Raw genomic sequence first — 24,411 nt, 5'->3', positions numbered from 1 at the left:
TCGATCTGGCGGCCGATACGCTGGACAGACGTTCCAATTCGCCTTTCTCCAGGATTCCAGCCTGATGCGCAACAACCAGCCGATCACCCAGCGTGAACGCACCTTCCCCGCCGAACAGCGGCTGATCTCCACCACCGACGCACGAGGCGTGATCAGCTACGTCAACGATGCCTTCAGCGCCATCAGCGGCTTCTCCCACGAGGAACTGGTGGGCTCGCCGCACAACCTGGTGCGCCATCCCGACGTGCCGCCGGCGGTCTTCGCGCACATGTGGGCGACGCTGAAGAAGGGTCGACCGTGGATGGGTATCGTCAAGAACCGCTGCAAGAGCGGCGATCACTACTGGGTCAGCGCCTACGTCACGCCCATCTATGAACGCAACGAGATCGTCGGCTACGAGTCGGTGCGGGTGAAACCCAGCGCCGAACAGATCCGCCGCGCCGAGGCGCTGTACGCGCGGATCAACGCCGGCAAGTCGGCCGTTCCGGCCCGTGACCGCTGGTTGCCGGTGTTGCTGGACTGGCTGCCGTTCATCCTGATCGGCCAGATCGGTTTTCTCATCGGCGCCTGGCTCAATTCGCACTGGGGCTTCCTGCTCGCGGCCCTGCTGTCGATCCCGCTGGGCCTGGCCGGATTGGGCTGGCAGCAGCGCGGTCTCAAGCGCCTGCTGCGCCTGGCCGAGCAGACCACCTCCGACCCGCTGATCGCGCAAATGTACACCGACAGCCGCGGCGCCCAGGCACGCCTGGAAATGTCCATTCTCAGCCAGGAAGCACGACTGAAAACCTGTCTGACTCGTCTGCAGGACACCGCCGAAACCCTCACCGAGCAGGCTCGCGAAGCCGACTCCCTGGCCCATCACAGCTCCGCCGGCCTGGACCGTCAGCGCCAGGAGACCGAGCAGGTGGCTACCGCGGTCAACCAGATGGCCGCCACCACGCAGGAAGTGGCCGACAACGTACAACGCACCGCCGACGCTACCCGCCAGGCCAACGACCTGACCACCGAAGGTCGGCAGATCGCCGCGGAAACCCGCGAAGCCATGCAGCGCCTGTCCAGCTCCGTGGGCGAAACCGGCGAAGCAGTCAGCCAACTGGCCCGTGACAGCGAGCAGATCGGCGGCGTGGTGGATGTGATCAAGGGCATCGCCGATCAGACCAACCTGCTGGCACTCAATGCCGCCATCGAGGCGGCGCGCGCCGGCGAGATGGGCCGCGGTTTCGCCGTGGTGGCCGACGAAGTGCGCCAGCTGGCCCAGCGTACCGCCGAGTCCACCGGGCAGATTCACCAGCTCATCGCCAACCTGCAGAACACCGCCACCGAGGCGGTACGCGCCATGGATTCCGGCCGCCGCCAGGCCGACGAGGGCGTGGAGCGCGTGCTGCAGGCGGACAACGCCCTGGTGGGCATCAGCGATGCGGTGGCCAACATCACCGAAATGACCACCCAGATCGCCGCCGCTGCGGAGGAACAGAGCGCGGTGGCCGAGGAGATCAACCGCAACATCAGCACCATCGCCAACCTGGCCGATCAGACCTCCGGCGAGGCCCAGCGCACCGCCCTGCTCAGCGAAGAACTGACGCAGACCGCGCATCGCCAGTATTCGCTGGTGGAGCGTTTCAACCGCTGATCCAGAGACCACCTGTAGGAGCGAGCTTGCTCGCGAACGAACTGGCCGGCAGCCGCAATGGCGGATAACGCCTGAAGCGTTATTCGCCCTACGCCTCGTCTCGACCGGGTAAGGTTCGCGAGCAAGCTCGCTCCTACAAGGTTCAGGCCGGCAGCGTTCTAGTGGGTTACTTGAAATCCCACTGCATCTGAGCCGGGATGCTGACGTCCCGCGAGGAATGCACGCACACATCCACGTAATCGGTGAAGCGCGGCGGCGCGGCGATGCCTTCATCCAGCAGGCGCTGGTTGTCGAACAGGTAATTGAGGTCGGCAAAGCCGCTGTACAGGCGCAGCGCCCGCAGTACCAGGCGCGGGTTGGCCTTGCCGATGCGGCTCTCGAAGCTGCCAGCCAGCTCCCGCAGATCTTCGCTGCTGACCTTGCGGTAGCGCTCGCCGACGGGCTCTTCGCCGCGGGCGTCGGCATAGGCGCGGTCGATCTCGCCGAAGGTGCAGGACGAACCGTGGCCGGCGGAGATGTGGTAGAGGCTGTGGCTCAGTGTCGGCTTCAGCGCCAGGGCAACCAGCGCTTCGGCGCAGTAGTCCACCGGGATCACGTCGATCTGCTCGTCCAGCCCGCAGGTGAAGCTCTCCAGGGCAAAGCCCATGCGGAACACCCAGAAGATGCTGCCGGAAGCGCGGCAACCCAGCTCGCGATGCCCGACCACGATGGACGGCCGCGCCACCACCAGCGGCAATGACGGCAGCTCTTCGCGCATGCGCCGTTCGATCTCGGCCTTGGAAGCGGTGTAGTCGACCAATTGCTCTTCGCTATCGGGGAAATCCCAGGACTCGCGCACCGGCGACTCGCGTTGCGGCCCGCAGCACATGGCGGTGCCGACGTGAAGGAAACGCTTGAGGTTTCGCGACTGGCTGAGCAACCGGGCGAAGGCGAAGGTGCCCTCGACGTTCACCGGCCAGATGTTCGGGTTCTTCGAGAAGGAGGCCACTGCCGCGCAGTTGATCACCTGTTCCACGCGCATCAGGCGTGCGCGCTCACCCTGCATCCACGCGGTGTCCAGCAAGTCGCCGCACAGAATCTGGCTTTCCTCCAGGGATTCCAGCGCGGACTCGGGCACGCTGTGCAGGCGCAAGTTGTCGCATAGCCGCTCCAGCCCCTCGGCGGGTGACACGGCCCGCACCAGGAACAGCAGCGCCGCCGTGTGACCGCCGGCCATCAGGTGGGCGGCGACGGCGCCGCCCAGGAAGCCGGTGGCGCCAGTCAACAGCAGGCTGTGCGCGGCGCCGGAGGAGAATCGGGGGGAATGGATGGCAGTGCGTTCAGCGTAATCGGTGTTCATGGCAGCTCAGGGCCTATCGTCTGGAAACGGGGCGTCGGCTGTGGGGAGCCGACGCCGGCGAGGATAGGAACCCCTGCCTTAAGGGCCGATTAGCGCAATAGAAAGGCTTCGATTCTTGCCGCGGTGCTGTCGAGGTGCTGCTCATGGGTCAGCCCGGACGCCTTGAGCGGCTTGAGGTCGTGGTCGGCCGCCGCCAGCCACTGCAACTGGATGGCCGGTGACAACGTGTAGCCGTCGACCGTCGGCCGGTCTCCCAGCGCATCCCGCTCGCCCTGGACGATCAGCGTCGGTGTCTTCAGCTCGGCGAGGTGGGCCACCCGTGGTTTCTCCGGTTTGCCGGCGGCATAGAACGGGTAGCCCAGGCAGACCAGCGCATCGGCGCCCAGCTCATCGGCCAGCAGGCTGGCCATCCGCCCGCCCATGGACTTGCCGCCGATGGCCAGTGTGCCCTGTACCTCGGCACGCACCTGCGCGTAGACCTGCCGCCAGCACTCCAGCAATTGCTTCTGCGGATTGGGCGGACGGCGCTTCCCGTCCTCCCGGCGCATTGCCATGTAGGGGAACTCGAAGCGCACCACCGAGACACCTCGTTCGGCCAGCCGCGCGGCGATGCCGTCCATGAACGGGCTGTCCATCGGCGCACCGGCGCCATGCGCCAGAACCAGCGTCGGTGACAGTTCGCGCCGTGCCGGGTTCCTCAGCAGCGACAAAGGGCCGCACGCGCCCGCGACAGGGGTCTCAGGCGCCAATTGATCCGAATCAATATTCCGGGAAGTACCTTTATCCATCCTTCACTCCGCTAATTCCGAATTAGTACCTATCCCAAGGGGGAGGGGCGGCATACGCCGTAAGCCGTAAAAAACCTGCCGGGAAGGGCATTGCCCAAACCGTGGATGGAAGCCCATAAATGAGCACAACCAATCAGACCGCTTATAACTATAAGGTGGTCCGCCAGTTCGCCATTATGACAGTGGTGTGGGGGATCGTCGGCATGGCCGTCGGTGTCCTGATCGCCGCGCAACTGGTGTGGCCAGAACTCAACCTCGGCCTACCGTGGACGAGCTTCGGGCGCCTGCGCCCGCTGCATACCAATGCGGTGATCTTCGCCTTCGGCGGCTGCGCACTGTTCGCCACCAGCTATTACTCGGTGCAACGTACCTGCCAGACCCGCCTGTTCTCCGACGCGCTCGCTTCCTTTACCTTCTGGGGTTGGCAGCTGGTGATCCTGTGCGCCGCCATCACCCTGCCGCTGGGCATGACCTCCTCCAAGGAGTACGCCGAGCTGGAGTGGCCGATCGACATCCTGATCACCATCGTCTGGGTTTCCTACGCCATCGTCTTCTTCGGCACGCTGCTGAAGCGCAAGACCAAGCACATTTATGTGGGCAACTGGTTCTTCGGCGCCTTCATCCTGACCGTGGCGATCCTGCACGTGGTCAACAACATGGAAATCCCGGTCAGCCTGACCAAGTCCTACTCGCTGTACTCGGGCGCCACCGACGCCATGATCCAGTGGTGGTACGGCCACAACGCCGTGGGCTTCTTCCTGACCGCCGGCTTCCTGGGGATGATGTACTACTTCGTACCCAAGCAGGCTGAGCGTCCGGTCTACTCCTACCGCCTGTCCATCGTGCACTTCTGGGCGCTGATCGCCGTCTACATCTGGGCCGGTCCGCACCACCTGCACTACACCGCCCTGCCGGACTGGGCTCAGTCTCTGGGCATGGTGATGTCCCTGATCCTGCTGGCTCCGAGCTGGGGCGGCATGATCAATGGCATGATGACCCTCTCCGGCGCCTGGCATAAGCTGCGCACCGATCCGATCCTGCGCTTCCTGGTGGTGTCCCTGGCCTTCTACGGCATGTCCACCTTCGAAGGCCCGATGATGGCCATCAAGACCGTCAACGCCCTCTCCCACTACACCGACTGGACCATCGGCCACGTACACGCCGGCGCTCTGGGCTGGGTCGCCATGGTGTCCATCGGCTCCCTGTACCACCTGATTCCGAAGGTCTTCGGCCGCGAGCAGATGCACAGCGTGGGTCTGATCAACACCCACTTCTGGCTGGCCACCATCGGTACCGTTCTGTACATCGCCTCCATGTGGGTCAACGGCATCACCCAGGGCCTGATGTGGCGCGCAGTGAACGCCGATGGCACCCTCACCTACTCCTTCGTCGAAGCCCTGGCCGCCGGCCACCCCGGCTTCATCGTGCGGATGATCGGTGGCGCCATCTTCCTGCTCGGCATGCTGGTCATGGCTTACAACGTATGGCGCACCGTAGCGGACGCGAAGCCGGCGGAAATGCACGCCGCGGCGCAGATGGCCTGAGGAGACCGACATGAAACACGAAATACTCGAGAAAAACGTCGGCCTGCTGGCCCTGTGCATGGCGGTCGCCGTGAGCATCGGCGGCCTGACCCAGATCGTTCCGCTGTTCTTCCAGGACGTCACCAACACCCCGGTGGAAGGCATGAAGCCCTACACCGCCCTGCAACTGGAAGGCCGTGACGTGTACATCCGCGAGGGTTGCGTCGGCTGCCACTCGCAAATGATCCGTCCGTTCCGCGCCGAAACCGAGCGCTACGGCCACTACTCCGTCGCCGGCGAAAGCGTCTGGGACCACCCGTTCCTGTGGGGCTCCAAGCGTACCGGCCCGGACCTGGCCCGCGTCGGTGGCCGCTACTCGGACGACTGGCACCGCGCGCACCTCTACAACCCGCGCAACGTGGTGCCGGAGTCAAAGATGCCCGCCTACCCCTGGCTGGTCGAGAACAAGCTCGATGGCAAGGACACGGCGAAGAAACTGGAAGTGATGCGTGTCATGGGCGTGCCCTACACGGACGACGACATCGCTGGCGCCAGCGACGCCGTCAAGGGGAAGACCGAAATGGACGCGGTGGTCGCGTACCTGCAGGTCCTCGGCACCTCCATCAAGAACAAGCGGTGACAGCATGGATATCGGGACCATTCGCGGTATCGGCACCGTCATCGTGATGGTGGCCTTCGTCGGCGTACTGCTCTGGGCTTACGGCGGCAAACGCAAGGAGCGCTTCGACGACGATGCGCTGCTGCCCTTCGCGGATGACCCGGTGGCCAAGCGGCACGCTGAGAAAGAGCAAGCTTCTAGGAGCAACAACGCATGACTACCTTCTGGAGTCTGTACATCACCGTTCTAACAGTCGGCTCGCTGATCGCCCTGCTGTGGCTGGTATTCGCCACCCGCAGCGGGCAATCCTCGAACACCACTGACCAGACCATGGGTCACGCCTTCGACGGCATCGAAGAGTATGACAACCCGCTGCCCAAGTGGTGGTTCATGCTGTTCGTCGGCACCATCATCTTCGCTGCCGGCTATCTGGCCCTCTACCCTGGCCTGGGCAACTGGAAAGGCGTCCTGCCGGGCTATGACGGCGGCTGGACCCAGGCCAAGCAGTGGGAGCGCGAAGAAGCGCTGGCCCAGGAAAAATACGGCCCGATCTTCGCGAAGTATGCTGCCATGTCCGTGGAAGAAGTGGCGAAAGACCCGCAAGCCATGAAAATGGGCGAGCGTCTTTTCGCGACCTACTGCTCCATCTGCCACGGTTCCGACGCCAAGGGCGCCCAGGGCTTCCCGAACCTGACCGACGAAGACTGGCGCTGGGGCGGTACCGCCAAGGACATCGAGACCACCATCCTCGGTGGCCGCCACGCCGCCATGCCGGCCTGGGGCGAAGTGCTGGGCGACAAGGGCGTGCAGGATGTGGCCGCTTTCGTCACTACCAAACTGGATGGCCGCCAACTGCCCGAAGGTGTGACCGCCGAAAACGTCGACAACGGCAGCAAAGTCTTCGCCACCACCTGCGTTGCCTGCCATGGTCCGGAAGGCAAGGGCAACCCGCTGATGGGCGCACCTGATCTGACCCACCCGGCCGCCTTCATCTACGGTTCCAGCTACGCGCAACTGCAACAGACCATCCGTCACGGCCGCCAGGGCCAGATGCCGGCGCAGGAGCAGTACCTGGGCAAAGACAAAGTGCACATCCTCGCCGCCTACATCTACAACATTTCCGGCCAGGCGAAGTAACTTCCCTCCCCCAACTCGCGCCCCCTCGGGGCGCGAGTTTCTTCTCTCCGCAATATCGCGACGAAGTGTCGCACCCTCTCTAGCTCCTTTCTTCACACCCTTTCAGATCACGTCTAAGCTGGATTCCATTCGCAAACCGGCCATACGACTAACCTGACCCACTTCCCAGGTTGGTCCGTGCGACCCGAAAAAGGCGGCAAACAGCGGCGCAAAGCGCTTCGGAGCAGGCGGCAAACAGGCCATACGCCAAGTCTCGGCGCGTTGCAATGGCTAGTTGCTTTCTACATACTTGCCGCCGTTTTTTTGTCCATAAAATCCAAAAACCGTGGAACCTTAGAATGAGCACAGCAATCAGTCCGACTGCTTATAACTATAAGGTCGTCCGCCAGTTCGCCATCATGACGGTGGTCTGGGGGATACTTGGAATGGGGCTCGGTGTTTACATCGCCTCACAGTTGGTTTGGCCCCAGTTGAACCTGGACCTGCCCTGGACCAGTTTCGGCCGCCTCCGTCCGCTGCACACCAACCTGGTGATTTTCGCCTTCGGCGGCTGTGCTCTCTTCGCAACTTCCTACTACGTCGTACAGCGCACCTGTCAGACCCGTCTGGTTTCTGACAGCCTCGCGGCCTTCACCTTCTGGGGTTGGCAAGCGGTGATCGTGCTGGCCGGCATTACCCTGCCGCTGGGCTACACCTCCTCCAAGGAGTACGCCGAGCTGGAATGGCCGATCGACATCCTGCTGGCCGTCGTCTGGGTAACCTACGCCCTGGTGTTCTTCGGCACCGTGATGAAGCGCAAGACCAAGCACATCTACGTGGGCAACTGGTTCTACGGCGCGTTCATCCTGGTCACCGCCATGCTGCACATCGTCAACAGCATGGAAATCCCGGTTACCGCCTTCAAGTCCTACTCGATCTACGCCGGCGCGACCGACGCGATGATCCAGTGGTGGTATGGCCACAACGCCGTAGGCTTCTTCCTGACCACCGGCTTCCTGGGGATGATGTACTACTTCGTACCCAAGCAGGCCGAGCGTCCGATCTACTCCTACCGCCTGTCCATCGTGCACTTCTGGGCGCTGATCACCCTGTACATCTGGGCCGGTCCGCACCACCTGCACTACACCGCCCTGCCGGACTGGGCCCAGTCCCTGGGCATGGTGATGTCCCTGATCCTGCTGGCTCCGAGCTGGGGCGGCATGATCAACGGCATGATGACCCTGTCGGGCGCCTGGCATAAGCTGCGTACCGACCCGATCCTGCGCTTCCTGGTGGTGTCCCTCGCCTTCTACGGCATGTCCACCTTCGAAGGCCCGATGATGGCCATCAAGACCGTCAACTCCCTGTCGCACTACACTGACTGGACCATCGGCCACGTACACGCCGGCGCTCTGGGCTGGGTAGCGATGATCTCCATCGGCTCCCTGTACCACCTGATTCCGAAGGTCTTCGGCCGCGAGCAGATGCACAGTGTTGGCCTGATCAACGCGCACTTCTGGCTGGCGACCATCGGTACCGTGCTGTACATCGCCTCCATGTGGGTCAACGGCATCACCCAGGGCCTGATGTGGCGGGCGATCAACGCCGACGGCACCCTCACCTACTCCTTCGTGGAAGCCCTGCAGGCCAGCCACCCGGGCTTCATCGTCCGTGCACTGGGCGGCGCCTTCTTCGCCTCCGGCATGCTGCTGATGGCCTACAACACCTTCCGTACTGTGCGCGGTTTCAAACAGGCTGACGCCGATGCCGCTGCCCAGATCCCCGCTGTAGGAGCTCACTGATGAAGCACGAAGTAGTCGAGAAGAACATCGGCCTTCTGGCCTTCTTCATGGTCATTGCGGTGAGCATCGGCGGTCTGACCCAGATCGTTCCGCTGTTCTTCCAGGACGTCACCAACAAGCCGGTCGAAGGCATGAAGCCGCGCACCGCGCTGGAACTGGAAGGCCGTGACATTTACATCCGCGAAGGCTGCGTAGGCTGCCACTCGCAGATGGTCCGTCCGTTCCGCGCCGAGACCGAGCGCTACGGCCACTACTCCGTCGCCGGCGAAAGCGTCTGGGACCACCCGTTCCTGTGGGGCTCCAAGCGTACCGGCCCGGACCTGGCCCGCGTTGGCGGCCGCTACTCCGACGACTGGCACCGCGCGCACCTGTACAACCCGCGCAACGTAGTGCCGGAATCGAAGATGCCCTCCTACCCCTGGCTGGTGGAGAACAAGCTCGACGGCAAGGACACGGCGAAGAAAATGGAAGCCCTGCGTACGCTGGGCGTGCCCTACACCGACGACGACATCGCCGGTGCCCGTGACGCCGTCAAAGGCAAGACCGAGATGGACGCTGTCGTCGCCTACCTGCAAGGCCTCGGCACCATCATCAAGAGCAAACGGTGACAGTGATGGATATCGGGACCATTCGTGGTATCGGCACGGTAGTAGTGATGGTCGCCTTCGTTGGCGTCCTGCTCTGGGCCTATGGCGGCAAACGCAAGGAGCGCTTCGACGAAGACGCCCTGCTGCCCTTCGCGGATGACCCGGTCGCCAAAAAGCACGTCGAGCAAGAGCAAGCTTCTAGGAGCAACAAAGAATGACAACCTTCTGGAGTCTGTACGTCACCGTACTTACCCTGGGCACCATCTTCGCCCTGGCGTGGCTGCTGTTCGCCACCCGTCGCGGTCAGCGCAACGAAGCCACCGATGAAACCGTCGGCCATGCCTTCGATGGCATCGAGGAGTACGACAACCCGCTGCCCAAGTGGTGGTTCATGCTGTTCGTGGCCACCTTCATCTTCGCCCTCGCCTACCTCGCCCTGTACCCGGGCCTGGGCAACTGGAAGGGCCTGCTGCCGGGCTACCAGGACAAGGCCGAATTCGCCAACGGCGAAAAAGGCTGGACCGGTGTGCACCAGTGGGAAAAGGAAATGGCCAAGGCCGATGAGAAATACGGCCCGCTGTACGCCAAGTTCGGCGCCATGCCGATCGAAGACGTGGCCAAGGACGAGCAGGCCCTGAAAATGGGTAACCGCCTGTTCGCGTCCAACTGCTCCGTCTGCCACGGCTCCGACGCCAAGGGTGCCCACGGCTTCCCCAACCTGACCGACGAAGACTGGCGCTGGGGCGGCGAGCCGAAAGACATCATCGCCACCATCGAAGGCGGCCGCCACGCGGCCATGCCGGCCTGGGGCGAAGTCATCGGCGACCAGGGCGTTCACGACGTGGCTGCCTTCGTCACCACCAAGCTGGACGGCCGCAAGCTGCCCGAAGGTGTGACTGACGAACAGGTCGCCAATGGCCAGAAGATCTTCTCCACCAACTGCGTGGCTTGCCATGGCCCCGAAGGCAAAGGGACCGCCGCCATGGGCGCGCCGAACCTGACCCACCCGGCCGCGTTCATCTACGGCTCGAGCTTCGCTCAGCTGCAGCAGACCATCCGCTACGGCCGTCAGGGCCAGATGCCGGCTCAGCTGGAACGTCTGGGCAAAGACCAGGTGCACCTGCTCGCTGCCTACGTATACAGCCTGTCCCACGGCGAAGGTGAGAAGAGCGCGGAATAATCCTTCACGCTCCTACACCAACAGCAACACCCAGCGGCGCCGGTTTCTACACCGGCGCCGCTCTATTTCTGGGTCCATAATTCCTTGCGCGACCAACTGTCGCACCGTTGCAACACTGGCCACGCCGTATCATTGTTAGGCGTGCAAGCATATTTCTGACCCTCTCGGCATGTATCGACAGGGCGCCCTCCCGCTGCCGTGGAATGCACTGATGAGCAAACAGATTCCGGTCCAGGACGTCACTCCGCCCACCAAGGGCAAGGGTGAAAGCGTCGACCTTTATGCCTCCCGGGAAAAAATCTACACCCGAGCCTTCACCGGTTTCTTCAGAAACCTCCGAATGGTCGGAGGCGCCCTCCTCTTCCTCCTCTACTTCGGCACCGTCTGGCTGACCTGGAACGGTCGCCAGGCGGTCCTCTGGGACCTGCCCGAGCGCAAGTTCTACATCTTTGGCGCCACCTTCTGGCCGCAGGATTTCATCCTCCTCTCGGGCCTGCTGATCGTCTGCGCCTTCGGTCTGTTCTTCATCACGGTATTCGCCGGCCGTGTCTGGTGCGGCTACACCTGCCCGCAAAGCGTCTGGACGTGGATCTTCATGTGGTGCGAGAAAGTCACCGAAGGTGACCGCAACCAGCGCATGAAGCTCGACAAGGCGCCCATGAGCGGCAACAAGCTCCTGCGCAAGATCGCCAAGCACAGCCTGTGGTTGTTGATCGGCCTGGTCACCGGCCTGACCTTCGTCGGCTACTTCGCGCCCATCCGCGACCTGCTCAGCGACCTCGTCACCGGCCAGGCTGACGGCTGGGCCTACTTCTGGGTCGGCTTCTTCACCCTCGCCACCTACGGCAACGCCGGCTGGCTGCGCGAGCAGGTGTGCATCTACATGTGCCCCTACGCACGCTTCCAGAGCGTGATGTTCGACAAGGACACCCTGATCGTTTCCTACGACCCGCGCCGCGGCGAGAAGCGCGGCCCGCGCAAGAAGTCGCTGGACTACAAGGCCCAGGGCCTGGGCGACTGCATCGACTGCACCATGTGCGTACAGGTCTGCCCGACCGGCATCGACATCCGCGACGGCCTGCAGATCGAGTGCATCGGCTGCGCAGCCTGCATCGACGCGTGCGACAGCATCATGGACAAGATGAACTACCCGCGCGGCCTGATCAGCTACACCACCGAACACAACCTGTCCGGGCAGAAGACTCACCTCGTGCGCCCGCGCCTGATCGGCTACGCCATCGCGCTGTGCATCATGATCGGCCTGCTGATCACCGCCGTGGTCATCCGCCCGCTGGTGGGCTTCGACGTCAGCAAGGACCGCGTGCTCTATCGCGAAAACGCCGAGGGACGCATCGAGAACGTGTACAGCCTGAAGATCATGAACAAGGATCAGAAGGACCACACCTACGTGCTCGGCGCCAAGGGGATGGACGGCCTGATCCTGGAAGGCAAGAAGGAAATCTCCGTCGCCGCCGGCGACATCGTCAGCATGCCGGTGGAACTGTCCATCGATCCGGAGAAACTGCCCTCCACCACCAACGAAATCAGCTTCACCCTCCAGTCGGTGGACGACCCGTCGATCAGCAAGGAATCCACCAGCCGCTTCATCGGCCCGCGCGTTCGTTGAACCGCTGCTGAACGAATTGGCACCCCATGTTGCGCATGGGGTGCCAGTGCCGAGCGAAGCACGTAGAATTTGCCCGCCCCTTCACCGGGCAGCCCGCCCGGCGCGGCGCTGCCAGCGAGAGTAACGACAATGCAATCGGCCCTGAAAACGCCCGTGCAACCCTGGTACAAGCACCTCTGGCCGTGGATCATCATCGCCATGCTGGCCACCTCGGTTGCCCTGAGCCTGACGATGGTCAACATCGCCGTGAACAACCAGGACTCCCTGGTCAGCGACAACTATTACGAAGCCGGCAAGGGCATCAACCGCTCTCTGGACCGCGAGCACCTGGCCCAGCAGCTGAAGATGCAGGCGAAGATCAGTTTCGACGAACTGACCGGCGAGGTGGACCTGCGCCTGACCGGCGACAGCCGCCCGGCCACGCTGACCCTGAACCTGCTCTCCCCTACCCTGGAGTCCCAGGACAAGCACCTGGAAATGCGCGCCAGCCCCGCCGAGCCCGGCCGCTATACCGCCAGCCTGGATGCCGCCGTGAAAGGCCGCCGCTTCGTCGAACTGCTCGGCGAGGAGAACGGCAAGACCTGGCGTCTGTTCGAGGAAGAGAAAGTCGCCCCCGGCGGCGCCTTCGTCCTCGGCGACGAGCCCCTTAACGGAGACGAAGCCGAGCGCCCATGAGCGCCCCGCTGCTCTGTTACCACTGCGCGCTGCCGGTTCCTCCCGGCAGCCGATTCACCGCACAGGTTCTGGGTGAAGCCCGCGAATTCTGCTGCCCGGGCTGCCAGGCCGTGGCCGAGGCCATCGTCGCCGGCGGCCTGGAAGGCTATTACCGCCACCGCACCGAAGCCGCGCCCAATCCGGATGCCCTGCCCGAGCAACTGGCTGACGAGCTGAAGCTGTTCGACCGGCCCGACGTGCAGCAACCCTTCGTCCAGCACCAGGGCGACCTGGCCGAGACCACCCTGATCATGGAAGGCATCAGCTGCGCCGCCTGCGGCTGGCTGATCGAGAAACACCTCAAGGGCCTTCCCGCCATCGCCGAAGCCGGCCTCAACCTGTCCAACCACCGCCTTCACGTGCGCTGGTCCGACAGCGAACTGCCCCTGAGCGAACTGCTCGCGGAACTGCGCAGGATCGGCTACGCCGCCCACCCGTTCCAGCCCGACCGCGCCGCCGAGCAACTGCACCAGGAAAACCGCAAATCCCTGCGCCAGCTGGGCGTTGCAGGCCTGCTGTGGTTCCAGGCAATGATGGCGACCATGGCCACCTGGCCGGAATTCAATATCGACCTGAGCCCCGAGCTGCACGAGATCCTGCGCTGGGTGGCGATGTTCCTCACCACGCCCATCGTCTTCTATTCCTGCCAGCCGTTCTTCCGTGGCGCCGTGCGCGACCTGCGCACGCGCCACCTGACCATGGACGTGTCGGTGTCCCTGGCCATCGGCGGCGCCTACCTGGCCGGCATCTGGACGGCCGTCACCGGCCATGGCGACCTGTACTTCGACGCCGTCGGCATGTTCGCCCTGTTCCTCCTCGCCGGCCGCTACCTCGAACGCCGCGCCCGCGAACGCACCGCTGCGGCCACCGCACAACTGGTCAACCTGCTGCCAGCCTCCTGCCTGCGGCTGGACGACAGCGGCCAGAGCAGCCGTGTGCTGCTCAGCGAACTGAGCGTTGGCGACCGCGTGCTGGTGCAGCCCGGCGCGGTGATTCCCGCCGACGGCCTGATCCTCGACGGCCAGTCCAGCGTCGACGAATCCCTGTTGACCGGCGAATACCTGCCGCAGCCGCGCCAGAGCGGCGACAGCGTCACCGGCGGCACCCTCAACGTCGAGGGCCCGCTGACCGTGCAGGTCAAGGCACTGGGCGGCGACAGCCGGCTGTCCGCCATCGTCCGCCTGCTGGAACGCGCGCAGTCGGACAAACCCCGCCTCGCCGAGCTCGCCGACAAGGCGGCGCAATGGTTCCTCGTTGCCCTGCTGGTACTCGCCGCCGTGGTCGGCCTGTTCTGGTGGCAATACGACGCCTCCCGCGCTTTCTGGGTCGTCCTGGCGATGCTGGTGGCGACCTGCCCCTGCGCGCTGTCGCTGGCCACCCCAACCGCCCTGACCGCCGCCACCGGCAGCCTGCACAAGCTCGGCCTGCTGGTGACGCGCGGCCACGTGCTGGAAGGCCTGAACCACATCGACACGGTCATCTTCGACAAGACCGGCACCCTCACCGAAGGCCGCCTGACCCTGCGCGCCGTGCGGCCGCTGGGCGCCCTGGACAGCGATAGCTGCCTGGCGCTGGCCGCCGCGCTGGAGAACCGCTCCGAACACCCCATCGCCCGCGCCTTCGGCCGTGCGCCGCAGGCCGCCGAGAACGTCGAAAGCCACCCCGGCCTGGGCCTGGAAGGCCAGGTCGGCGAGCGCCGGCTGCGCATCGGCGAACCGTCCTTCGTCTGCGCCTTGAGCGGCAGCGCCGCGCCGGATCACCCCCAGGAACCCGGCCAGTGGCTGCTGCTGGGCGACGAGCGCGGCGCCCTGGCCTGGCTGGTGCTGGACGACCGCATCCGCGAAGACGCCGCCGACCTCCTCGACGCCTGCCGCGCCCGTGGGTGGCGCACGCTGTTGCTGTCCGGCGACAGCTCGCCCATGGTCGGACGCGTCGCCGCCGAGCTGGGCATCGACGACTGTCGTGGCGGCCTGCGCCCCGACGACAAGCTGGAAGTCCTGCGCCAGCTGCACCAGCAAGGCCACCGCGTGCTGATGCTGGGCGACGGCGTGAACGACGTACCGGTGCTGGCTGCCGCCGACATCAGCGTCGCCATGGGCTCGGCCACCGACCTGGCCAAGACCAGCGCCGATGCGGTGCTGTTGTCCAACCGCCTGGAAAGCGTGGTGCAGGCCTTCACCCTGGCCCGCCGCACGCGCCGGGTGATCATCGAGAACCTGCTTTGGGCAGGGCTGTACAATGGCCTCATGTTGCCTTTCGCCGCCCTCGGCTGGATCACGCCCGTCTGGGCGGCGGTGGGCATGTCGATCAGCTCGCTGACCGTGGTGCTCAACGCCCTGCGCCTGACCTGGCTGCCCAGGGGCGTGGGCGCCCCGCCAGCGACCACCGCCCTGCCGGCCGCGCCCCACGCGGCGCAGGCGCTGCCACGGAGTTGAAATGCCTGCTCTCTACATCATGATCCCGGTTGCCGTGGTGATCGTCGGCATCTGCATCGCGATCTTCTTCTGGGCGGTGAACAGCGGCCAGTACGACGACATGGACGGCCCGGCCCACAGCATCCTGTTCGACGACGAAGATCCCAAGCACCAGGCCGGCATCGACGAAGCCGAAGGCGACGAGGCCGCCCGCGCCAGCCAGCCGCAGGACCAGCGCGATGCCTGAACTGGCGCCCCTGCTGGCGTCTGCCGTGATCCTCGGCCTGCTCGGCGGGGGCCATTGCCTGGGCATGTGCGGCGGCCTGATGGGCGCGCTGACCATGGCCATCCCGCAGGAGCAACGCGGGCGCCGCCTGCGCCTGCTGCTGGCCTACAACCTCGGCCGCATCCTCAGCTACGCCTGCGCGGGCCTGCTGCTTGGCCTTGCCGGCTGGGCCGTGGCGCGTACACCGTTCGCCTCCGCCCTGCGGGTGATCGCCGGCCTGCTGCTGGTCGCCATGGGCCTCTACCTGGCCGGCTGGTGGAGCGGCCTGACCCGCATCGAAGCGCTCGGGCGCGGCCTGTGGAAGCACATCCAGCCCTTCGCCAGCCGCCTGCTGCCGGTGGCCACGCTGCCGCGCGCGCTGCTGCTGGGCGCGCTCTGGGGCTGGCTGCCCTGCGGCCTCGTCTACAGCACCCTGCTCTGGGCCACCAGCCAAGGCTCCGCGCTGGACAGCGCCCTGCTGATGCTCGCCTTCGGCCTCGGCACCTGGCCGGTGCTGCTGGCCACCGGTCTGGCCGCCGAGCGCATCACCGCCCTGCTGCGTAAACGCAGCGTGCGCATGGCGGGCGGCATCCTGGTGATCCTCTTCGGCCTGTGGACCCTCCCGGGCCCGCACCAGGCCTGGATCATGGGCCACGAGATGCACGCCAGCGCCGACATTCCCCACCATAATGCCGCTTGATACAGGTCAACAGGCCACTATCGGACTCTCCCTAGACTGCGCAGGCAAAGCTCGCCACCGGGGAACATCGGCATGCTCGACAACATTCGCTGGGACGCAGATCTGATACGCCGATACGATCTGTCCGGCCCGCGCTACACCTCCTATCCCACAGCCGTGCAGTTCCACGAAGGCGTCGGACCCTTCGACCTGCTGCACGCGCTGCGCGATAGCCAGAAGGCCCAGCGGCCGCTCTCGCTCTACGTGCACGTGCCGTTCTGCGCGAACATCTGCTATTACTGCGCCTGCAACAAGGTCATCACCAAGGATCGTGGCCGCAGCGCCCCTTATCTTGCCCGCCTCATCCACGAAATCGAGATCGTCAGCCGCCACCTGGGTCGCCAGCAGCAAGTCGAGCAGCTGCACTTCGGCGGAGGTACCCCGACCTTCCTGAGCCCCGGTCAATTGCGCGAGCTGATGGCGCAACTGCGCACCCACTTCCACTTCGTCGAGGGCGACTTCGGCGACTATGGCATCGAAATCGACCCGCGCGAGGCCGACTGGTCCACCATGGGCCTGCTCCGCGAGCTGGGTTTCAACCGCGCCAGCATCGGTGTCCAGGACTTCAACCTGGACGTGCAGCAGGCCATCAACCGCCTGCAGAGCCTCGACGAAACCCGCGCCATCATCGACGCCGCGCGCACCCTGCAATTCCGCTCGATCAACATCGACCTGATCTACGGCCTGCCCCGGCAGACCCCGGACACCTTTGCCCGCACCGTGGAGCAGGTCATCGCCCTGCAGCCCAACCGGCTCTCCGTGTTCAACTATGCGCACCTGCCCGATCGCTTCCCGCCGCAGCGCCGGATCAGGGCGGAAGACCTGCCCTCCCCCGCGCAGAAACTGGAAATGCTGCAGCGCACCACCGAGCAACTGGCGGCCGCCGGCTACCGCTACATCGGCATGGACCACTTCGCCCTGCCGGACGACGAACTCGCCATGGCCCAGGAAGACGGCACCCTACAGCGCAACTTCCAGGGCTATACCACCCATGGGCATTGCGACCTGGTGGGCCTTGGGGTTTCCGCGATCAGCCAGATCGGCGACCTCTACTGCCAGAACAGCAACGACATCGCCGATTACCAGAACACCCTCGACCAGGGCCAGCTCGCCACCCGCCGCGGCCTGCACTGCAACAAGGACGACCTGATCCGCCGCGCGGTGATCCAGCAACTGATCTGCCACTTCCAGCTGGACTTCGAAGACATCGAGGACCTCTACAACATCGACTTCCGCGGCTACTTCGCGGACATCTGGGACGACCTCGAACGCTTCGCCACGGACGGACTGATCACTCTCGGCCCGCGCGGCATTGACGTCAGTGCCGCCGGCCGGCTGCTGGTGCGGTCGCTGTGCATGCTGTTCGACCGCTACCTGCCGATGCAGAACCTGCAACGCTTCTCGCGGGTCATCTGACCCGCTTGCCGCGACAGACGGCACAGGGCCAACTGTCGCACCCATTGCAACAGGATATGTCGGTAAATTCTCATCCCTGAAACGGCCCTGAACCGGCCCTCTTCAGACGCACTTCGCCTCCCTCGACAAGCCTCGATATCTGCCCGCACAGCCGTCCAAGGGCCGATTCAGAGAGGTCGCCAACTGGCGCCATGGCCGCCGTCTGCGGTACCCTTGGTTTTTGTGTGCCATCCCATTCAAGGAACACTCATGGCCGAAACCATTAAAGTGCGCGCCCTGCCCCAGGCGCACTGCAAGGATTGCAGCCTGGCTCCGCTCTGCCTGCCCCTGTCGCTGAACACCGACGACATGGACGCCCTCGATGAGATCGTCAAGCGCGGCCGCCCCCTGAAGAAAGGAGAGTTCCTGTTCCGTCAGGGCGATGCGTTCGGCTCCGTCTTCGCCGTGCGCTCCGGCGCGCTGAAGACCTTCAGCATCACCGACGGCGGCGAAGAGCAGATCACCGGCTTCCACCTGCCCAGCGAACTGGTCGGCCTGTCCGGCATGGACACCGAGAGCTACCCCGTGTCAGCCCAGGCGCTGGAAACCACCTCGGTCTGCGAGATTCCCTTCGAACGCCTGGACGAGCTGTCCGAGCAGCTGCCGCAGCTGCGTCGCCAGTTGCTGCGAGTGATGAGCCGCGAAATCCGCGACGACCAGCAGATGATGATGCTGCTCTCGAAGAAGACTGCCGACGAGCGTATCGCCACGTTCCTGGTGAACCTCTCCGCGCGCTTCCGCGCCCGTGGCTTCTCGGCCCAGCAGTTCCGCCTGGCCATGTCGCGCAACGAGATCGGCAATTACCTCGGTCTGGCGGTGGAGACCGTTTCCCGCGTCTTCACCCGCTTCCAGCAGAACGGCCTGATCGCCGCCGAAGGCAAGGAAGTGCACATCCTCGATTCCATCGAACTGTGCGCCCTGGCCGGCGGCCAGCTGGAAAGCTGACAGACCTGGAAATCTGACCGACTGGTTGACTTTCCGGTCATCGAAAACGGGCTCGCCGATTGGCGGGCCCGTTATACTTTGGCCTCTGCAAAAACCGCATCAGGTGCACAGCCAGCATGATCCTCAACCCACTCGACCTGAAGTCCGTGATCCGTGCCGTTCCCGACTTTCCCAAGCCCGGCGTCATGTTCCGCGACATCACCCCGCTGTTCCAGTCGCCGCGAGCCCTGCGCTTCGTCGCCGACAGCTTCATCCAGCGCTACGTCGAGGCCGACTTCACCCACATCGGCGCCATGGATGCGCGCGGCTTCCTGATCGGTTCGATCATCGCCTACGAGCTGAACAAACCCCTGGTGCTGTTTCGCAAGCGCGGCAAGCTGCCGGCCGACGTGCTGGCGCAGGCCTACGAGACCGAATATGGCGAAGCCTTGCTGGAAGTCCACGCCGACAGCCTGTGCGAAGGCGACAGCGTGCTGATCTTCGACGACCTGATCGCTACCGGCGGCACCCTGCTGGCTGCCGCGCAACTGGTGCGCCGCATGGGTGCGAGCGTGTTCGAGGCCGCCGCTATCATCGACCTGCCGGAGCTGGGCGGCTCGGCCAAGCTCAATGACGCGCAAATCCCCACCTACAGCCTGACTGCCTTCGCCCTCGACGAGCAGTAACAGAGCACTGGCATCACGAAACGGGCGCCTCGGCGCCCGTTTTCGTTTCTGCGATCCGCATCAGATACCGCCCCATCCAATGGCTGGTCGGCACCCGCTTGGCCAGATTCGACCTGGCGACGGCCGGATATGACCTGGCGATTGTCCGACAAGACTCCGAACATGACATCAACCGATGACACATTCTCAAGTGGCATCGCGAACTAACGACAGGGCTTGCCCAGGGTCGCTGCACCTGCCACGTGCCAGCCCCCATCCACCCGGCGCCCGCAGAACAACAAGGAGTTAGTCATGAAGGCCAGTACCACGCCGATCCGCGCCAACTTCCCGGTCCGCCGCATGGATTTCAGCTTCAGCGAAACGCCGAAATACTGGTGGGACGGGCAACCCTTCATGACCCACTTCATGAATAACCTGTCCTCGCTGTTCCCCTACGGCGAGAAATTCTTCGTCGACAGCGTGCGCGCCGTGCGCGAACGTATCCAGGACCCGCAGCTGCAGAAGGACGTCAGCGCCTTCATCGGCCAGGAAGCCATGCACTCCAAGGAGCACGCGGCCTACAACGAGTACGCCGACGAGCACGGCATCGACCTGGAAACCCTTGAGCTGCGCATCAAGGTGCTGCTGGAATCCATCAGCAAGGTCACCACCAAAAAGCACCAGTTGGCGATCACCTGCGCCCTGGAACACTTCACCGCGACCATGGCCGAGCAGTTGCTCAAGCGCGAAGACCTGAGCAGCCAGATGAAGTCGGACAAGATGTACAAGCTGTGGATGTGGCACGCCATCGAGGAGAACGAGCACAAGGCGGTGGCCTACGACGTCTACCAGCAGGTGTACGGCGGCTACTTCACCCGCACCGCGGTGATGCTGTTGACCACGGTGATCTTCCTCAGCGTCATCGCCGGCTTCCAGATCAACCTGCTGCGCCGCGACGGCCAGCTGTTCAACTGGCGCAGCTGGAAGCACGGCCTTGGCGTGCTGCTGCATCCGCGCCGCGGCTACTTCGTCGCGCTGATCCGCCCGTGGCTGGACTACTTCCGCCCCGGCTTCCACCCCTTCGACCACGACACCAAGGCGCTGGAAACCCGCTGGAAGCAAACGCTGGATTTCGCCGGCTGATCGCTAGGGTGCAAAGAAAACGCCAGGCAATCGCCTGGCGTTTTCATTCAATCCAATGCACCAATGGCCGCATTTGTGTAGGAGCGGACCTTGTCCGCGAAGGCCCACCCTCGCAGAAGAGCATCGCGGAGAAGCTCCGCTCCTACGAAGGCAAGAGCGTCGCAGAGCGGACCGTTTCATCCTTCCTGCCGGCGCGGCAGATCATCCACGGTGTCGAACCACGACAGCTGCGACGAGCACCAGACATGGCATTGCGGCTGAATCAGCTCCGGATCGTCCAGGGTCACGGTATTGAGCCCGACCGTATCGCCGTCGCGCAGGCGAAACTCCAGCGGCGTGCCGCACTTCACGCAGAAGCGCCGCTCGCCGTCCTCACTGGAGCGCCACATCCCCAGCTCGCCAGCGATATAGGCAAAACCCGAGAGCGGAATCACCGCCCAGGGCACCGCCGGCGCGGCATTGGATTTCTGGCAGGTACGGCAGTGGCAATAGCCGGTTTCCTCAGGCTCCGCATCTACCCGGTAACGCACAGCGCCGCAGGCGCAGCCGCCAAACAGGGGTAAAGGCAACATGACGACTCTCCCGGAATGCCGAACAGGATTCAGGGACTAGCCAGCATGCCGAAGGTCTGTAGCACCGCCACGCCAGTGAAGAGCAACAGGATTTGTCGCTCGGCGAGAAGGCGGACCTCCTCGCGCTGCTGCGGCGGGCGCTCCAGATAGTCCAGCGATTGCTGGAACAGCTGCCGGCTGATCAGTCTGGACAGCTGGTTCAGCTCACCCTCGTCGACATCCGGCAGCAGGTGGAACTGGCGGATGTCCTCGGCCATGTCTTCGCCGAAGGCGTCCATCACGTGAGCCAGCGCCTCACGCAGCACCGGCGATGGTCCGTGCAGCTCGCGTACGCCGATGATGAAGGCCTGCGGGTTGCGCTCCACGAAATCGAAGAACAGCCGTACCGTCTCCCGCGTTACCCGCTGGCCGCGCTCCAGGTCCAGGCCGAAGGGTACGCTGGCGGCGCCCTTCCCCGGACTGGCGCGTTCGGCGGCCTCGCGGCGCAGGTCGCGCAGCGGCTGGCGCAGCTGGGTGGCGATGTCGCGGATGATCGCCAGGCCCAGGTCGTCCACGTCGCCGAAATGCCGGTAGAAGGTGTTCGGGTTCAGCCCCGCTTCCCGCGCCAGCTCCCGCAACCCGAGGCTGCTCAGGCTACGCCGGCTCGCCGCCAGGCGCAGCGCCGCCTCGATCAGCGCGCGCTTGCCGGCAGCCTCCACCGGTCGTTCTTCCTGTCCGATTTCCATGAGATTGGCGCCGACCCCACCTAAGGTTGGTTGTCCCGTAAGTATACAGATGTCTACATTTCAGCACGTAGACAGTTGTATACGCCAGCAACAATCATAACAGGAGCTTGGCAATGGGTACCCAACCAAAGACTGCCCCGCGACACTGCAAAGTCGCCATCATCGGCACCGGCTTTTCCGGGCTGGGTATGGCGATCCGCCTGAAGCAGGAAGGCGAGAACGACTTCCTGCTGTTCGAGAAGGACGCCGGCGTCGGCGGTACCTGGCGGGTCAACAATTACCCGGGCTGCGCCTGCGACGTGCAGTCCCACGTCTACTCCTTCTCCTTCGAGCCGAACCCGGACTGGACGCGCATGTTCGCCCGCCAGCCGGAAATCCGTGCCTACCTGGAGAACTGCTGGAAGAAGTACCGCCTCGAAGACAAGACCCTGCTCAACACCGAGATGGCGCGTTTCGAATGGGACGAGCAGCAGCAGCTCTGGCACCTGTTCGACGCCGCCGGCAACCACTACACCGCCAAGGCCGTGGTGTCGGGCATGGGCGCCCTGTCGATCCCGTCGATCCCGGCGCTCAAGGGCCTGGAGAACTTCCAGGGCAAGGCCTTCCACTCCCAGCAGTGGGACCACGACTACGACCTCAAGGGCAAGCGCGTCGCGGTGATCGGCACTGGCGCCTCGGCCATCCAGTTCGTCCCGGAAATCCAGCCGCTGGTGGCCAAGCTCGACCTCTACCAGCGCACCGCACCGTGGATCCTGCCCAAGCCCGACCGCGCCATCAGCGAGAAGGAACGCGCGCGCTTCCGCCACTTCCCCGCCGTGCAGAAGCTCTGGCGCGGCGTGCTCTACAGCATGCTCGAAGGCCGCGTGCTGGGCTTCACCTTCGCGCCCTGGGCGATGAAGTTGGTAGGCAAGCTGGCCGAGCGTTTCATCCGCCAGCAGATCAAGGACCCCGACCTGCGCCGCAAGCTGACTCCCGACTACACCATCGGCTGCAAGCGCGTGCTCATGTCGCACAACTTCTACCCCGCGCTGGCTGCCTCCAACGCCTCGGTGATCGTCGACGGCATCCGTGAAATCAAGGCCGGCAGCATCATCACCAGCGACGGCCGCGAGCGCCCCGTGGACGCCATCATCTTCGGCACCGGCTTTACCGCCAACGACCCGATCCCCCGCGGCGTGGTGTTCGGCAAGGGTGGCGTGGACCTGCTCGACACCTGGAAGAACGGCCCGGAAGCCTACAAGGGCACCATGACCCGCGGCTTCCCCAACCTGTTCTTCCTCATGGGCCCGAACACCGGCCTGGGCCATAACTCCATGGTCTACATGATCGAATCGCAGATCGCCTACGTGCTGGGCGCCATCAAGCTGATGGATCGCCGCGAGCTGCAGAGCGTCGAAGTCAGGGAAGAGGTCCAGGAGCGCTGGAACGAGAAGCTGCAACGCGGCCTCAACCACAGCGTGTGGAACACCGGCGGCTGCAAGAGCTGGTACCTGCACCCGGTGAGCGGGCGCAACTGCACCCTGTGGCCGGGCTTCACCTGGCGCTTCCGCGCGCTCACCAGCCAGTTCGACCCCAGCGCCTATCACCTGAAAGCCAAGCCCCTGAGCAGCCCTGTCGCCCAACCGCAACGCCACGCCGAGGAGGTGCCGGCATGAAGAACTTCGAGAACAAGGTCGCCGCCATCACCGGCGCAGGCTCCGGCATCGGCCGCGCCCTGGCCGTGGAACTGGCCGCCCGGGGTTGCCACCTGGCCCTGGCCGACGTGAACGCCGCGGGCCTGGAGGAAACCCGCCAGTTGCTCGCCTCCTCCGGCGTGCGCGTGTCCACCGACACGGTCAACGTCGCCGACCGCGACCAGGTGCATGCCTGGGCCGACAAGGCCGCCCGCGAGCACGGCAAGGTCAACCTGGTGTTCAACAACGCCGGCGTCGCCCATGCCGGCACCGTGGAGGCGAGCGACTACGAAGAGTACGAGTGGATCACCAACATCAACTTCTGGGGCGTGGTCTACGGCACCAAGGCCTTCCTGCCGCACCTGAAGGCCTCGGGCGACGGCCACGTGGTCAACGTCTCCAGCGTCTTCGGCCTGTTCTCCCAGCCGGGCATGAGCGCCTACAACGCGACCAAGTTCGCCGTGCGCGGCTTCACCGAGTCGCTGCGCCAGGAGCTGGACATGGAGCGCAGCGGCGTCTCCGCCAGCTGCGTGCACCCCGGCGGGATCAAGACCAACATCGCCAAGACCGCGCGGATGAACGACAGCATGGTCAAGGTCACCGGGCAGAACGCGGAAGCCGCGCGCACCCAGTTCAATGACCAGTTGCTGCGCACCACCCCGCAGAAGGCCGCGCAGGTGATCCTCCGCGGCGTGGAACGCGACTCGCGGCGCATCCTGATCGGCTCGGATGCCCATGCCATCGACCTGATGCTGCGCCTGCTGCCGGTGTGGTACCAGAAGGTGGTCACCGGCAGCATGAAGGTGGCCAAGCGCTTTGCGCCCAGGCCCAAGCGCAAGTCCGGCGCGGAGGGCTACGAGGCCAAGTAGCCCCTGCCGCTGTAGCGCAAAGCCCGCCCTGACCAGGCGGGC

The 24,411-nt window shown here is 64.7% G+C and carries 23 protein-coding genes and 1 pseudogene; 20 read left to right on the top strand and 4 right to left on the bottom strand.

Annotated elements, in window-relative coordinates; all coding sequences use genetic code 11:
* The first annotated feature begins 64 nt into the window (after positions 1–64).
* Positions 65–1,630 (top strand): methyl-accepting chemotaxis protein, encoded by a 1,566-nt coding sequence (locus ACNFIA_RS07700; protein WP_416783797.1) that lies wholly within the window; start codon positions 65–67, stop codon positions 1,628–1,630.
* A 166-nt stretch (positions 1,631–1,796) separates the two neighbouring features.
* Here ACNFIA_RS07700 and cprA read toward each other — a convergent pair whose 3' ends face one another.
* Both cprA and ACNFIA_RS07690 read right to left on the bottom strand, forming a co-directional pair.
* Positions 1,797–2,969 (bottom strand): cationic peptide resistance protein CprA, encoded by a 1,173-nt coding sequence (gene cprA / locus ACNFIA_RS07695; RefSeq protein WP_416783795.1) that lies wholly within the window; start codon positions 2,967–2,969, stop codon positions 1,797–1,799.
* A gap of 89 nt (positions 2,970–3,058) precedes the next feature.
* Positions 3,059–3,757 carry an alpha/beta family hydrolase gene (locus ACNFIA_RS07690; RefSeq protein ID WP_416783794.1) on the bottom strand — a complete coding sequence of 233 codons (699 nt, stop codon included), beginning with the start codon at positions 3,755–3,757 and terminating at the stop codon, positions 3,059–3,061.
* Between the two features lie 119 nt (positions 3,758–3,876).
* Between ACNFIA_RS07690 and ccoN (ACNFIA_RS07685) the strand changes: the two genes are divergently transcribed.
* The 17 genes from ccoN (ACNFIA_RS07685) (at position 3,877) to ACNFIA_RS07605 (ending at position 20,530) form a co-directional block, all read left to right on the top strand.
* On the top strand, positions 3,877–5,301 hold the full coding sequence (gene ccoN, locus ACNFIA_RS07685) for a cytochrome-c oxidase, cbb3-type subunit I (protein ID WP_259755859.1): 1,425 nt from the start codon (positions 3,877–3,879) through the stop codon (positions 5,299–5,301).
* 10 nt (positions 5,302–5,311) lie between these two features.
* Complete coding sequence (gene ccoO, locus ACNFIA_RS07680; protein ID WP_259755860.1) at positions 5,312–5,920, top strand: cytochrome-c oxidase, cbb3-type subunit II; 609 nt, start codon at positions 5,312–5,314, stop codon at positions 5,918–5,920.
* 4 nt (positions 5,921–5,924) lie between these two features.
* Positions 5,925–6,116, top strand: coding sequence for a cbb3-type cytochrome oxidase subunit 3 (locus tag ACNFIA_RS07675; protein WP_259755862.1), 192 nt, complete (start codon positions 5,925–5,927; stop codon positions 6,114–6,116).
* Complete coding sequence (gene ccoP / locus ACNFIA_RS07670) at positions 6,113–7,036, top strand: cytochrome-c oxidase, cbb3-type subunit III (RefSeq protein ID WP_416783792.1); 924 nt, start codon at positions 6,113–6,115, stop codon at positions 7,034–7,036. The genes ACNFIA_RS07675 and ccoP (ACNFIA_RS07670) overlap by 4 nt, the downstream gene beginning before the upstream one ends.
* Positions 7,037–7,374: 338 nt before the next feature.
* Positions 7,375–8,817 (top strand): cytochrome-c oxidase, cbb3-type subunit I, encoded by a 1,443-nt coding sequence (gene ccoN, locus ACNFIA_RS07665; protein ID WP_259755864.1) that lies wholly within the window; start codon positions 7,375–7,377, stop codon positions 8,815–8,817.
* A complete protein-coding gene (gene ccoO, locus ACNFIA_RS07660; RefSeq protein ID WP_243804958.1) occupies positions 8,817–9,425 on the top strand; it encodes a cytochrome-c oxidase, cbb3-type subunit II in 609 nt (202 codons plus the stop codon). Before ccoN (ACNFIA_RS07665) ends, ccoO (ACNFIA_RS07660) begins: the two co-directional genes overlap by 1 nt.
* Before the next feature lie 5 nt (positions 9,426–9,430).
* Positions 9,431–9,622 (top strand): cbb3-type cytochrome oxidase subunit 3, encoded by a 192-nt coding sequence (locus ACNFIA_RS07655; protein WP_024763940.1) that lies wholly within the window; start codon positions 9,431–9,433, stop codon positions 9,620–9,622.
* Positions 9,619–10,584, top strand: coding sequence for a cytochrome-c oxidase, cbb3-type subunit III (gene ccoP, locus ACNFIA_RS07650; protein ID WP_416783791.1), 966 nt, complete (start codon positions 9,619–9,621; stop codon positions 10,582–10,584). The genes ACNFIA_RS07655 and ccoP (ACNFIA_RS07650) overlap by 4 nt, the downstream gene beginning before the upstream one ends.
* A gap of 211 nt (positions 10,585–10,795) precedes the next feature.
* On the top strand, positions 10,796–12,211 hold the full coding sequence (gene ccoG, locus ACNFIA_RS07645) for a cytochrome c oxidase accessory protein CcoG (protein WP_259755867.1): 1,416 nt from the start codon (positions 10,796–10,798) through the stop codon (positions 12,209–12,211).
* Between the two features lie 129 nt (positions 12,212–12,340).
* Positions 12,341–12,886 carry a FixH family protein gene (locus tag ACNFIA_RS07640; RefSeq protein ID WP_259755868.1) on the top strand — a complete coding sequence of 182 codons (546 nt, stop codon included), beginning with the start codon at positions 12,341–12,343 and terminating at the stop codon, positions 12,884–12,886.
* Entirely contained in the window at positions 12,883–15,360 is a 2,478-nt protein-coding gene (locus tag ACNFIA_RS07635; RefSeq protein WP_416783790.1) for a heavy metal translocating P-type ATPase, read from the top strand. The genes ACNFIA_RS07640 and ACNFIA_RS07635 overlap by 4 nt, the downstream gene beginning before the upstream one ends.
* Before the next feature lies 1 nt (position 15,361).
* Positions 15,362–15,586 (top strand): cbb3-type cytochrome oxidase assembly protein CcoS, encoded by a 225-nt coding sequence (gene ccoS / locus ACNFIA_RS07630; RefSeq protein ID WP_416783788.1) that lies wholly within the window; start codon positions 15,362–15,364, stop codon positions 15,584–15,586.
* Positions 15,579–16,304, top strand: coding sequence for a sulfite exporter TauE/SafE family protein (locus tag ACNFIA_RS07625; protein WP_416783786.1), 726 nt, complete (start codon positions 15,579–15,581; stop codon positions 16,302–16,304). Before ccoS ends, ACNFIA_RS07625 begins: the two co-directional genes overlap by 8 nt.
* Before the next feature lie 72 nt (positions 16,305–16,376).
* A complete protein-coding gene (gene hemN, locus ACNFIA_RS07620; RefSeq protein ID WP_416783785.1) occupies positions 16,377–17,759 on the top strand; it encodes an oxygen-independent coproporphyrinogen III oxidase in 1,383 nt (460 codons plus the stop codon).
* 249 nt (positions 17,760–18,008) lie between these two features.
* On the top strand, positions 18,009–18,743 hold the full coding sequence (anr, locus tag ACNFIA_RS07615; protein WP_259755873.1) for a transcriptional regulator Anr: 735 nt from the start codon (positions 18,009–18,011) through the stop codon (positions 18,741–18,743).
* Between the two features lie 116 nt (positions 18,744–18,859).
* A complete protein-coding gene (locus ACNFIA_RS07610) occupies positions 18,860–19,408 on the top strand; it encodes an adenine phosphoribosyltransferase (protein WP_259755875.1) in 549 nt (182 codons plus the stop codon).
* A gap of 291 nt (positions 19,409–19,699) precedes the next feature.
* Positions 19,700–20,530: a metal-dependent hydrolase gene (locus tag ACNFIA_RS07605; RefSeq protein ID WP_416783783.1), complete on the top strand. Its 831-nt coding sequence runs from the start codon at positions 19,700–19,702 to the stop codon at positions 20,528–20,530.
* Between the two features lie 176 nt (positions 20,531–20,706).
* Here the strand turns inward: ACNFIA_RS07605 and ACNFIA_RS07600 are convergent, their stop codons facing one another.
* A complete protein-coding gene (locus ACNFIA_RS07600) occupies positions 20,707–21,102 on the bottom strand; it encodes a GFA family protein (RefSeq protein WP_416783781.1) in 396 nt (131 codons plus the stop codon).
* 29 nt (positions 21,103–21,131) lie between these two features.
* Complete coding sequence (locus ACNFIA_RS07595; RefSeq protein ID WP_416783779.1) at positions 21,132–21,827, bottom strand: TetR family transcriptional regulator; 696 nt, start codon at positions 21,825–21,827, stop codon at positions 21,132–21,134.
* Positions 21,828–21,902: 75 nt separating this feature from the next.
* On the opposite strand from ACNFIA_RS07595, the pseudogene ACNFIA_RS07590 reads away from it, so the two are divergent.
* Both ACNFIA_RS07590 and ACNFIA_RS07585 read left to right on the top strand, forming a co-directional pair.
* Positions 21,903–23,482 (top strand): annotated as a pseudogene (locus ACNFIA_RS07590) (flavin-containing monooxygenase).
* Positions 23,479–24,369 carry an SDR family NAD(P)-dependent oxidoreductase gene (locus tag ACNFIA_RS07585; protein WP_416783777.1) on the top strand — a complete coding sequence of 297 codons (891 nt, stop codon included), beginning with the start codon at positions 23,479–23,481 and terminating at the stop codon, positions 24,367–24,369. Before ACNFIA_RS07590 ends, ACNFIA_RS07585 begins: the two are co-directional and overlap by 4 nt.
* The last annotated feature ends 42 nt before the right edge of the window (positions 24,370–24,411 follow it).

Source organism: Pseudomonas sp. NY15437 (assembly GCF_048068435.1).
Lineage (GTDB): Bacteria > Pseudomonadota > Gammaproteobacteria > Pseudomonadales > Pseudomonadaceae > Pseudomonas > Pseudomonas nitroreducens_B.
Note: the sequence above shows the minus strand (reverse complement) of the source record. Positions and strands in the feature narration are given on the sequence as shown.